The 12,329-nt window shown below is 59.9% G+C and carries 9 protein-coding genes; all 9 read right to left on the bottom strand.

Annotated elements, in window-relative coordinates:
- Positions 1 to 95: 95 nt before the first annotated feature.
- Positions 96 to 260, bottom strand: a complete 165-nt coding sequence (locus tag LKE08_RS02505; protein ID WP_324702612.1) for a hypothetical protein — start codon at positions 258 to 260, stop codon at positions 96 to 98.
- A 148-nt stretch (positions 261 to 408) separates the two neighbouring features.
- The gene (locus LKE08_RS02510) at positions 409 to 1,044 is read right to left on the bottom strand and encodes a chemotaxis protein CheC (protein ID WP_324702613.1); all 636 of its coding nucleotides are present in this window, start codon (positions 1,042 to 1,044) and stop codon (positions 409 to 411) included.
- Positions 1,045 to 1,077: 33 nt separating this feature from the next.
- Complete coding sequence (locus tag LKE08_RS02515) at positions 1,078 to 2,124, bottom strand: chemotaxis response regulator protein-glutamate methylesterase (RefSeq protein ID WP_324702614.1); 1,047 nt, start codon at positions 2,122 to 2,124, stop codon at positions 1,078 to 1,080.
- A gap of 33 nt (positions 2,125 to 2,157) precedes the next feature.
- Complete coding sequence (locus LKE08_RS02520; protein ID WP_324702615.1) at positions 2,158 to 3,033, bottom strand: protein-glutamate O-methyltransferase CheR; 876 nt, start codon at positions 3,031 to 3,033, stop codon at positions 2,158 to 2,160.
- A 131-nt stretch (positions 3,034 to 3,164) separates the two neighbouring features.
- A complete protein-coding gene (locus LKE08_RS02525) occupies positions 3,165 to 6,434 on the bottom strand; it encodes a HEAT repeat domain-containing protein (RefSeq protein ID WP_324702616.1) in 3,270 nt (1,089 codons plus the stop codon).
- 97 nt (positions 6,435 to 6,531) lie between these two features.
- Positions 6,532 to 8,616, bottom strand: a complete 2,085-nt coding sequence (locus LKE08_RS02530) for a methyl-accepting chemotaxis protein (RefSeq protein ID WP_324702617.1) — start codon at positions 8,614 to 8,616, stop codon at positions 6,532 to 6,534.
- 69 nt (positions 8,617 to 8,685) lie between these two features.
- The gene (locus tag LKE08_RS02535; RefSeq protein ID WP_324702618.1) at positions 8,686 to 9,138 is read right to left on the bottom strand and encodes a chemotaxis protein CheW; all 453 of its coding nucleotides are present in this window, start codon (positions 9,136 to 9,138) and stop codon (positions 8,686 to 8,688) included.
- Positions 9,139 to 9,200: 62 nt separating this feature from the next.
- Positions 9,201 to 11,360 (bottom strand): chemotaxis protein CheA, encoded by a 2,160-nt coding sequence (locus tag LKE08_RS02540; protein WP_324702619.1) that lies wholly within the window; start codon positions 11,358 to 11,360, stop codon positions 9,201 to 9,203.
- 15 nt (positions 11,361 to 11,375) lie between these two features.
- Positions 11,376 to 11,768: a response regulator gene (locus tag LKE08_RS02545; protein ID WP_324702620.1), complete on the bottom strand. Its 393-nt coding sequence runs from the start codon at positions 11,766 to 11,768 to the stop codon at positions 11,376 to 11,378.
- Between the last annotated feature and the right edge of the window lie 561 nt (positions 11,769 to 12,329).

A 12,329-nucleotide genomic window follows, 5' to 3' on the forward strand; every position in this document is an offset into this window, starting at 1 on the left:
AAACTTCCATGTGTCTTGGCGATTTCTAGCCCCTACACCCTACACCCTACACCCTACACCCGCGCGCAGCGCTATAACTATAGGAGCGCGCACTGCTATAAAATGTACTGAGAATCCTCCGCCAGCAGCCGATACTGGACTCGGGCGGGGAGGGAGGGTTTCCCATCGATGGTGATCGCTTGCAACGCCTGCCACGCCAATTCCAGGGCGGATTTATCCCCTTCAAAAAAGACGCCGAGCGGCGACAAAGGTAATATCAAATGTCTGTCGGCTTGATTCCCAAAAATTTCCCCTCTGCCCCGGTCGCCCCTGTGTCCGGCCAACGCCATTTTTCGGGGGAAAATGAAACAGCCCTGTAGTCCGGGGTGCGGTGCGATCGCGATCGCCAACAGCCGGGCGAAAAGTTGCCTACCGCCAAGATTTGGAACCCGCCAAATTTCCCAACGCTTCGATGCCCCGGATCGCGCAGGAGAGGGGCATGACTCCGGAAACGAACAGCAAATGTCCGGGGACGGAATTATCGCAGAGGAGAAACGTGAGATCGACGATCAGGACGTAGCGGATTTCATCATGTTCAACGATCAGGGAATTGACCAACTCATCGAAGGGGTCAATGGAAAAAAGTTGGTCGGAAATGGTGATAGAGCCGCCCATGAGATTCCCCAAAATCCGCACGAAACTGCCCAACAAAATATTCCCCATTTCGGTGAGCACTTCACAGGCCGAAACATTGAGCTGTACGATGGGTTGTCCCAAACGTTTGCACAGCAAATTGGTGAGCATCACCGCCACGTAATAATCGAGGAGCATCAGACAATCGCCGGGGTGGGGGCCGGACAGAGTTTGGTGGATGCTGGCTACATCATTTTTCAAGGTGTCGGTAAATTCGGCCGCACATTTGCTGAGGGGATAGAGGGAGATCCCCGAAACTTCCAGGACGACGGGAGATTGAATCAAGTCGGAAAGAGCCGTCGCCGTCCGCCGGGAGAGAATCAGGTTCATGAACCCGACGAGGGCATCTTCTTGTTTTTGCGTCAGCAGCATCACGAGACCTCGCAGAATTTCAACGTACAGGATTTAAAGAGACTCCAGAATGGCCAAGGCCATTTCGTTCAAGGGGACGCTGCGATCGCTCAAACCAGCCTCCACCACAGATCGCGGCATTCCGTAGACCACGCAGGTTTCCTCCGCCTCGGTGAAAATCGTCCCCCCGTGGGACTTGACCCAGGCCGCACCCTGTTTGCCGTCGGATCCCATCCCCGTCATGACGACGCCCAAAACGCGATCGCCGTACACCTGCGCCGCCGACTGAAACATCACGTCCACCGAGGGGCGGTGGGGCAGGTCGAAGGGTTTCGCCTGCAAGACGACGTCAACGCTCCCGTCGAGCCGGCGTTGGAACGCCAGATGGCGACCGGCCGGGGCGACCAACACTTCCCCGGGGACGACCAAATCCCCCGCCCGGGCTTCTTTGACGCGGAGGGCGCAGAGGTGGTCCAACCGCTGGGCGTACATTTTGGTGTAGCCGACGGGCATATGCAGGACGACGGTCACAGGGACAGGAAAATTAGCCGGCAACTGGGGGATCAGGAACGCGAGGGCCTGGGGGCCGCCGGTGGAAATTCCGATCGCCACCAATTCCACCTGTCCGGAACTGAGAACCTGGCCGGGAGGCGCGACGGGCGAACTCTCGTTGAGGACGGGGAGGCAGTGGATGGGGACGCTGGCGGCGGTTTTCACCTTGGCGATCAATTCTTCGCCAATGTCGAACATTTTTTCCGTCGCCAAAGCCGTGGGTTTGTGGACGAAATCCACCGCCCCGGCATCCAGGGCCGAGAGCACCATTTCTCCCCCCTCGTTGGCGATGCTGACCACGATCGCGGGCAGGGGACGGCGGGCCATTTGTCGGTGAAGGAACTCCACGCCGTCCATTTTGGGCATCAACAGGTCCAGTGTCACCACATCGACGCGGTCGCCGAGTTGTTCGATTTTTTCCAGGGCTTCTTCCCCGTCGTGGGCGACCCCCACCACCTCGATAAAGGGGCTGCGGGAGAGCATCTGCCGGATCACTTTGCGGACGTAGGCGGAATCATCGACGATCAAAACGCGGATAATATTTTTCATAGTTTTAGGATACTCCATCGGAATTGACAGGACTCAGGATGACTTGACGTAGAGGAAGGCGCCGTCGATCTCTAGCAACTGGAAATCGGTTTCGAGCTGCAACAGAGATTCGGAGGAACTCAGAAACAAATAGCCCGGTGCGGATAATTTTTCGTATAACGTTTTTGCCGTTTTCCGAATGGACGAATCCGAAAAGTAGATAAACACATTGCGACAAAAGATAAAATGGGCGCGGTCGATAAATGTCAGGTCATCTGGCGATCGCAGGTTGGCAACTTTCCAGCGGATGCGATCGTGAATTTCCGGAACAATTCTCCAATTGTGTCCGTCCGGGACGAAATACTTGCGTCGGAGTGAGGGGGAGAGCGATCGAAACGAATATTCCCGGTACAGTCCAGCCCGGGCCTTGGCGATCGCCCGCGGCGAGGCGTCGCTGCCGTAGATGCGGATGGGTATCCGGTGAAACCACCCGGCCTCCTGGAGGGCTATGGCAATGGAGATCGGTTCCTCGCCGCTCGAACAGGCTGCGCTCCAGATCTGAATGGGTCGAGCCATCCCCGCATTGCCCCACCCCAAATTTCCCCCCAAAACATCCTTGACATATCGAGGCAGCAGGACATTGACCAGGGCATCAACCTGGTCAAATTCGCGCCAAAAGAACGTTTCAGAAACCGTCAGAGCATCCATCAAATTGACCCATTCATCCGCCGCATTCTCATCATATTTTAACAGGTAGTAGTAATCCAAAAACGAGTCAAAATTCCACTCAAAAATTCGCGGATAAAGCTTGTCCGCCAACAGGTCGCGCTTGCCGGATTCGTAATATAAACCCGTTTTTTCGTGAATCAGATCCCGCAAAATCACGAAGGTGCTTTCGGGGAGTTCGAGAGAGTTGGGACGAAATGTCATGTCTCACCTTAATCACAATTAGGAAGACAGAAAAACCTATCTCCGATGGGGAGAAATGTACTCCGGGTCTGCCTTGTCTCATAGTGTTGTCGAAAGAATTGCGAGGATTTACAATTTCGACCAACTGTTGCTCAAGAGTGCAACCCCCGGTGGGCGACGCGACGGACCGCAGGGGAGGGGTCGGAGCGGGCGAGTCGGGCCAGTTGCGCTTCGCAGGTGCGATTTCCCAGGTAAACCAAGGCATTCACGGCGGCCAGACGCACGTTTTGATCAGAGTCGCCGAGGGCTTCGATCAGACATTCGGAGGCTTGGGGATGCTTGAGCCGCTTGAGCACTTCCACCACCGAACAGCGGACGCCGGGATGGACGTGGCGCAGCCCTTCGGCAATCAATTCGATGTACTCGCCTTGCAGACGTTGCGGACAATTCCGCGTCACCAGGGCATCAAGACAAGTTTCGCGGATACTCGGATCGACCGTCAACTCCAGCAGGGCCGAAATCGCCTCCGGCGTTGCGATGCGGGAGAGGGACTCGATCGCCGCGGCCACCACCCGCTCCTCCGGGTCGGCCGCGGCCATCCACTGCAGGGCGACCCCCGCCTCCTCGCCGCCCCGTTCCCGGAAGGCGTGGAGGGCATCCAGACGCCGTTCGGGGTCGGGAGAATTCAGGGCCGTCAGCAGGGGAGGCACGGCCTGGGCGCGGTTGATGCGCCCCAAAGCCCGGAGCGCCGCCCGGGCGACATCCCCCTCCGGGTCGTCCGTATCGGCCAACCGGGCCAGGATCGGCGTCGCCCTCACCCCGCCGATCCGCCCCAGGGACTCCGTAGCCGCGGCCCGGACGGGGTGGGCCGGGTCGCCGTCGGCCAACTGTTCGAGGGAGGCGAAGGCCCGCTCCGCCAGGTCGGTCTCGCCGTCGGAGGGGGCGTGAGGGGTGGAGTCCGGGATCTCGATCCCCTCCAGGGTGTCGATCAGATAGTAATCGTAGCGGCCGATCGCCCGGGCGGCCTGGTAGCGCACCCAGTGGTCTGGGTCTTCCAGGGCCCGCAACAGGTGGTCCAGGGTGCGGGTATCTTCCAATTCGCCCATCGAGTGAGCCGCCGCCGCCCGCAGCCCCGCCGCCGCCCCCCTGATTGCCTCCACCAGGGTGGGGAGCACCCGCACGTCTTCCAAATAGGGCAGGTGTTCCACCGCCGCCCGGGCCACCCGCTCCACCGGGTCGCGGGTGCGCTCCAACAGGCGATCGACGCAGTTTTCAAAGGCGAAGTACCCGGCAATTTTCACCGCCGACTCCCGCACGTGGGGATCGGGGTCGGCGAGGCGATCGCAGATGTGTTCCGGCATGGCCGGATGTCCGAGGGAATTGAGGGCCGCGATCGCCCCCAGGCGCACGGCCGAGTCCGGGTGTCCCAACAGCGCCAACAGCGCTTCGTAGGCCCGCCCGTCGCCGATTTGGGCCAGGGCCGCGGTGGTGGCCATCACCAATTCCGGCTCCGCGTTGCCCAACAGGGAGGTCAGGGGGGGAACCGCCCGGGTGCTGCCGACCCGCCCCAAAATCGTCACCGCCGCCTTGCGGGTTTCCAATTCAACCGCGTCCAACTGGGGGATCAGCAGGGGAGCCACCCGGGGGCCGTAGCGCACCAGAGCCTCGACGACGCGATCGCGCACTTCCGCACAGCCCAGGAGTTCGCAGAGGGTGCGCTCCACCGCCTCCCCTTCCAGCCACCCCAACATCAAGACCAACCCCTCCAATTGCTCCGGGGGTTCCGACGTCTGCCTGACCGCCCGCAACAGGTTTTCGATCCCGGCCGGCTCGAGGGTTTGACGGGCCAGGTCGGCGACGTGAGTCCCCTCTCCGAGTTGTTCGTAGTGGCCGTAGATCGACGTGATGCCCCCGACGATCTCCCGGACGGGGGGATCGGGGCGGTTGAGTTGGGCCGTCAGGGGGGCGATCGCGTCGGCGTCCCCCAACTTTCCGAAGGCCTCGATGACGGGCAGACTCAGCAAATCGTCCTCCAGCAGGGGCAGCAGCCGGGGGACGATGCTGGCGTCGCCGATGCGGACCAAACTCTCGATCGCCGGAAAAGCCAGAAAAAAGTCCCCCGACCGGGCAATATCCACCAAAGCGTCCACCGCCTCCCGGGCGCGGAGTTGCCCCAAGCTCTCGATGGCGTGATAGCGGACGTTGACGTCGGCATCGCCGAGCAACTCGATCAGGGGTTCGATAGCCCGGGGGTCGTGGCGCTCTCCCAACGCCAGGGCCGTATAGATCCGCAGGTCGGGGTCGGGGTCTTTCAGGCATTCCGTCAGGGCCGGCACCGGATCGACGTTGCTGAGGGCGAGGATTTGCAGGGTGGCGTTGAGGACGCCGGGGTTGCGGTGCTGCTCCCGCATCAGCCGCAGCAGGCTGCGGATCAGTTCCGGGTCGTCCGCCAGGGTCAGGTTGTCCACGGCCTCCCGGCGCAACTGCCAGTTGAGGGTCTTTTGCAGCAGGGGGACCAGGTGGGGGGTGAGTTTGGCGTCGGCCATCTGCATCAGGGCGTCCAGGGCGGGAAAGGCTAGGAAAAAGTCCTCGGACTCGGCGATCTGAATCAGGCGATCGACCGCTGCGACGGCCCGCAGCCGCCCCAAACTCTCGATCGCGTGGTAGCGGACGTTCGGGTCGGGATCGTCCAACAGCGCCATCAGGGGGGGAATGGCGCGGGGGTCGGGCCGCTTGCCGAGAATTTGAGCCACGTAAATCCGCAACTCGGCATCTTCGTCCCCCAAACACTCGATCAGCACCGGGATCGTATCCACCTTGCTGAGGGCGAGCACCTGCAAGACGCTGTTGAGGATGCCGGGATTCCGGTGCTGCCGGCGCAGGAGTTCCAAGAGTTCGGCGTTCACCTCCGGCGTGTCGCACTTGGCCAGGTGTTCGACCGCCCGGGCGCGAATTTGCCACTGCCGGTCCTGGAGATCTTCGAGCAGGGGTCGGTAGGATTCGGGGGTTTGGGGGGCTTCGGAGGCGGCGGAGTGGGGGTCTCGGGCCAATTCCCGCTCCCGCTCCCGCGACATACGCTCGGTGACGTCTTCCAGGGTGATCACCAACCCCACGATGTCGTCTTGTTCCCGCAGCGGCGCGATCGTCACCCGCTGCTGCATCTGGTCGAAGTAAGGGGAAGGAGAACTGGGCGCACAGGGGATCAGATAGTGGTGCAAGGCCGGGGCTAGGGTTTCGATCGCCCCCGTTTCCAAAACCTGCCAGAAGCGTTGCAGCAGGCCCCGGGATTCCAGGTCGGGGATCAATTCCCCCAGGGACAAACCGTACACCTCTTCTCCCCGGCGTCCGGTCATTGCCGCCAGTCGGGAGTCCCAAGATCGCACGATCAAACGGTTGTCGGTGGTAAAAATACTGATGGTCATCGGTTGGTTCCAGAAATAGGGAATAGGGAATAGGGAATAGGGAATAGGGAATTTTTGAATGGGTGACTTTTCACTTTCCCCACGCCCCACATCCCCCTCAGGCGCGATCGACGATGGCGGTGAGGGCTTGGGCTTGGGCGGTCAACTTCGCCGTCGCCTCCAAGGTCTGTTGCACCCCCTGCGCGTTGCGATCGGCGATCTCTCGGATACTTTCCAGGCCGGCCAGCAGTTCGGCGGAAATGCCCGAATGTTCCAGATTCGACGTTCGGATCGTCGCCACCTGTTTGGCGATGCTGCGGGTGGCCGTATTCATGTCCTGCACCGCCCGGGCCTGTTCGGCCATCGCCTTGGCCAGTTGCTCGGACTGAGATTGCATATTTTGAACCGCTTCCGTGATTTGGTTGGCGTTGGTCGATTGTTCTTTCATCGACCGGGTGATGCCCGTCACCATCTGGGAGAGTCGCTCCGCTTCCTGGGAAATTTGATCCCCCGCCGTGGACTGTTCCGCGATCGCCCGGGAGGTGGTGACGACGCCCCGGCGCATGGATTCCACCGCCTGCATGATTTGCTCGGCTCCCTTACTCTGTTCAAACGTCGCCTTGCGAACCTGTCCGGCGAGGTTGTTGGTATTTTGGGCCGCTTTGATCACATCCCGAGCCGCCCGAGCCTGTTCCCCCATCGCCTGGGTGACTTGCTGGGAAATTTGGCGCATATGGCGGGTGGACTGGACGACGCCCTGGGTCGTCTTCGCCTGCTCTTTGGTGGCGCGGGCGACCTCTTTGGACTGGTCGGCGGTGGTGTTGATGGCGTTGACGACCGTTTGGCCGGCCGCAAGTTGTTCGTCGGAGGCGCCGGCGATCTGGGCGATCAGTTGGGTGATCTGTTCCACGCCCCCCAGAATTTGCCGCAGGCTTGCCAGGGCGTCTTCGGCTTGGCTCCCGCTATCTTCGGCCATGCGGAGTCCGTCGTTGGAGGTACTCACGGCATCCCGGACCACCGACTGTAACCCTTTGATGATGGTGGAAATGTCGGAGGTGGCCTGGGCCGCGCGGTCGGCGAGGTTGCGAATTTCTTCGGCCACCACCGCGAACCCCCGTCCGGCCTCCCCGGCTCGGGCCGCTTCGATGGAGGCGTTCAGGGACAGGAGGTTGGTGCGTTCGGAGATCAGGTTGATGGTATCGACGATGCTGCCGATCTCGTCGGTGCGCTTGCCCATGTCCCGGATCACGTCGGCGGATTTGACCATCGAATCCCGCACCCGCCCCAGGCCGAGGATGCTTTTTTCGATGGTTTTGCCCCCTTTGTCGGCGTCGAGGGCCACACCCCGGGCGATCTCGTTGGCCCGCTGGGTGAGGGTGCCGATGGAGCGGATGGAGCGATCAAGCTGTTCGGCGCTGGTGGCCGCGTCGCTGGCGACTGCGGTGATGCGATCGCTGTTCTGGGCTACGCCCTGGACGGACTGGGCGATCTCTTCCATCGAGGTGGACACCTGTTCGACGGTGGCGGCTAAATTTTCGACGGTGGCGGAGACCTGTTCGATGGAGGCGGCCATCTCGTTGATGGAGGCGCTGGTTTCTTCGGCCGCGGCGGTGAGGTCGTCGGCATTTTGCGCCACGCCGCCGATGGAGCTGGTCATCTCTTCCATGGAGGCGGCGGTCTCGTTCACCGATGTGGTCAGGTTTTCGGTGTCGAGGCTGACGCTTTTGATGGAGGCGGCCATCTGGGTCATGGAGGCGGTGACTTGGGTGGCCGAGGTCGCCATTTCTTGGGCGGTTTCGGCTACTTTTGCCGTGGTGCTGCTGCTCTCGGCGATGGAGATGGCGGTCTGCCGGACGGCGGTGGCCAGGGCGGCGCTGCTGGCGGAGACCTGTTCGATGGAGGCGGCCATTTCGTTGACGGAGGACACCAATTCTTCCGTGGAACTGGCGACGGATTCGGTCTGGGCGGCTGTATCGTTGAGGGAAGTGGTCATCCCCCCGACGTTGCCACAACTGCGATCGAGCAGTTGCAGTTGGGATTGGGCCCCTTCCGAGACTTGGCGGGCGATGTCGGCAATTTTGACGGATGCCTGATTGAGGCGATCAATTTGGCCGCGGATGGCTGTGATATCTAATCGTGAGGTTTGGCGATCGCCCGTCCCGACGGAACCGTTACGATTGTTTTTTTGCTGTTTTTTGCCCATTTTTAAATCAACCTTTCTCGTGCTGGATGGATGGATGTGCGATGGGGGATGGTGGAGAATCGAGCCGCTTCAAGATACCAATTCCGGCAGGGTCAGCAGTTCGTCGATATTGAGGATCAAAATCACCCGCTCCCCCAAGGTGGCGATGCCGGCTAAATATTTGCCGCTTAAACTGGAAATCCCCTCCGGAGGCGGTTGGATGGCGCCGTCGAGGATGTTGACGAACTCCCGGGCCGTATCCACGATGAAACCCACCGTGCGATGTTCGGAGTGAATCACGATCAGCCGCGTCCGCAGGTTGTAGGGGATTTTTTCAAATCCGAATCGCACCCTCAAATCGATCGCGGGAATGACTTGGCCCCGGGAAAACACCACCCCTTCCACGAAGGGCGGCACGTTGGGAACTGGGGTGATCTGCTCGACCATTTCCATCTGCAAGACCGTTTCCGACGGAACGCCGTAGGTCGTGCGATCGAGTTCAAACAGAATAAAAGGTTGGGAACGATCTGACGAGTTAACCATAAGAATGACAGGGAGAATTCAACGCGACGGCGCGAACTTCAAATCGAATTCGACCGGGTTTCTCAATTCGGAGCCGGACGCCGATTTTGATAGTAATTACGGGCCGATAAATGGGCTTGGTTTTGGCTGCGGATCAGGGCGACGACATCTAAAATCAAAACCGCCCGCCCGTCGCCGAGTTCGGTCGCCCCGGCGATTCCCGGACTCTGGACGAAGGGGTCGGTCAGGGGTCGGACGACGATTTCTCGCAACCCCACGATCCGATTCACCACCAGTCCGGCGGAACTGACGCCGTTGCCGATCGCCACAATCGTCAGTTTTTCCGGAACCGTTTCTGAATCCGAAACGCAGTTGAACAGGCGCTCCAAATAGTTGAGCGGTACAATTTGACCCCGATAAGAAATAATTTCGTGACCTTCGAGGCGGATGATCGCCGATTTTTCGATATCCATCACCTCCCGCACGGAGGATTGGGGGATGGCAAAAGTTTGGTTGCACACCCGCACGATCAAAGCGTCGGTAATCGCTAGGGTCAGGGGTAAATGGATGGTGAAATGGGTCCCATTTCCGGGCCGGGTCGTGAACGTCACCACCCCGCCGAGTTCCTGGACGGTGGTTTTGACGATCGCCATCCCCACCCCCCGGCCGCTGGCGAGGTCGGCCTCTTCCCGGGTGGAAAATCCGGGGGAACACAGCAGGTCCAAAATGGTTTGGGCGTCGGCGTTGTCCGGGTCGAAAATTTCGGCCGGTTCGGAGATGAGCCCCAGTTGCCGTCCCCGCTCGAACACCCGCCGGATATCGATCCCCCGGCCGTCGTCTTCGATCTCCACTGTCACCATTTCCCCCGCCGTCGAAGCCCGCAGGGCGACCCGGCCTTCGGCGGGTTTTCCAGCTTCGACCCGTTCTTCGGGGGACTCGATGCCGTGGCTGACCGCGTTGCGAACCAGGTGCAGCAGGGGGTCCATCATCCGCTCCACCACGAATTTATCGATTTCGGTTTCCTGGCCGCTGATGTCCAAGGCTACCTGTTTGCCGGTGACTCGCATCAAGTCCCGGACCGCGAACTGCATCCTGGCGAAAATTTCGCCGATGGGCACGAGCCGCACCTGCATCACCCCCTGGCGCAAATCCCGCAGTTGCCGCTCCAGGGTGAGGGCGATCTCTTGCAGGGTGCGCCGTCGGGCCGCCGGGACGCTGGCGGGCAGGTGTTTCAAATTTTCGTCGAGCCGGGCTCGGGTGATCACCAATTCTCCCACCATCCGCATCAGTTCGTCGAGTTTGGGCAGGTCCACCCGCACCAAGTTGGAGGTGCCCATCAGGGGGGCGGTTTTGGCCGTCGGGGGGGCAATCGCGGTTTCGCCCGATTCCCCATCCCCGTCGCCGTCGGGCGGCGGTTCCTCCGCGACTTCCGACTCCTCCGACGCTTCCCGACTCCCTAATACCGACTCCCTAATACCGACTCCCGACTCCGCTTCGGGTTCGGCGATTTGAAACGGTTCCCAACTCAGGCCCTCGGCTTCCCACCCCGCAAACGTGCCCTCGGCTTCGTCTGTGGTCAAGATGAAGTCGAATACGATTTTATTGTCGGCTTTCAGGCGGGGGGCGACGTGAATCAACTCGCCGATTTGGGTGAGCCGTTCGCGGATGCCGTTGACGCCGATTCCCCGTTTGGAGAGTTCGGTGTCGGGGCTGAAGGTGAAGTGCCAGAGTGGACAGCCGCTCTGGGCGAGGGTTTTCAGGCGATCGACATCCTCCGGCTTCAGTTTCACCTCGCAGGGGGTGACTGCGGTGGCGACGGGGGCCGGTTCCCGGGGAATCACCGCTTCGAGTTGGCGGACGGCCGGGGCGATGTCGGGACTTTCTGCTGCGTCGTCGCGCCGGCTTTCGATCGCCCGTTCCAGGGTTTGGGTGCCCACCATCAGGGCGTCGAATCCTTCCGGTTTTAAGGTGATTTGCCGGTCCCGGAGCGATCGCAGGTAACTCTCCATGTGGTGGGCCAGTTCCTCCGCGTCCCGCACCCCCACCATCGCCGAGAGCCCTTTGACGGAGTGGAAGCTGCGGAACAGTTCGTTCAAAATCGACCCGTCAATTTGGGGGCGATCGACCCAGGATTCCAGAGCCAACAGTTCCCGGCGCACCACCGCCAAATGTTCTTCGCACTCGGCGAAATAGTCGTCTAAGAAGTCGTTGAAAAAATTGTTGTTTTCTGTTGAACTAGACACGGCCGCCCTTCCCATTTATTGACTTGCATGGCTGGTCGAGGGTTCGGAGAGTAAGTTGACAATTTCCCCCGCCAGGGATTTGGGATGGAAGGGCTTGGTCAAATAACAGGCCGCCCCGGCCGCCAGGGCTTCGCTGCGACTGCCTTCATCTCCTTTGGTCGTCAAAATGACGATCGGGGTTTTGCTATACTGCGGGTGATTGAGGACAAATTGCAACACCTCCAACCCGTGCATATCCGGCATATTTAAGTCTAAAATCATCAGGTCGAATGGCGCAATTTCTAACTGTTCGATCGCCTCCAACCCGTTCCCCGCTTCGCCAAATATCACATCCTTCACGTCCCGCAGGGATGCCATCACCATTTTTCGCATGGTTGCTGAATCATCGACGACTAATATCCGTCTCATATTGTTGGACTCCTAAGCGTGAATACGTCGGGTTTCATCCCACATTGTTTTTCTATTTTATCCCCCGCTTGACCTTCGTCTTTTTGACCCTTTTGGCTGGGGGGTTCTAGGGGGGCGGGCGAAATTCGGCACCCCATGGATGCTAGAGCAGACCATCCATCCGATCGCGATCGGTTGAAAGCACCCCCAATTCTGCACTTGATGCCGATCGGTCGATTGTCCAATTGATCCGCGTGAATTTCTGTCGATACTTTTCTCGCTATAATTTGAGGCACAGAAATATAATTCTAATTATATTCGACTCGGGTGACGCCTCAGAAGAAACTGTTTAAAAAATTAACAGATCCTCACCGATCATTACAATTGTCAGGTCAAAAAATAAAAAAATATTTAAGTTTTTCCGGCCGCCGGCTAGATCGAAGACTCGGGTCGTGAGGCTCAACCCCGGGAGACTACCCCGAGTTTGAACCTCACCCGTCACGCCACCTGTTATCAGTCCGCAGATTTCGCAGATTTTCGCAGATTGGGAATGGGTAATGGGGAATTGGGAATCGTTTATAA

The sequence above is a fragment of the Lyngbya sp. CCY1209 genome (assembly GCF_035615495.1).
Classification (GTDB): domain Bacteria; phylum Cyanobacteriota; class Cyanobacteriia; order Cyanobacteriales; family Microcoleaceae; genus Limnospira.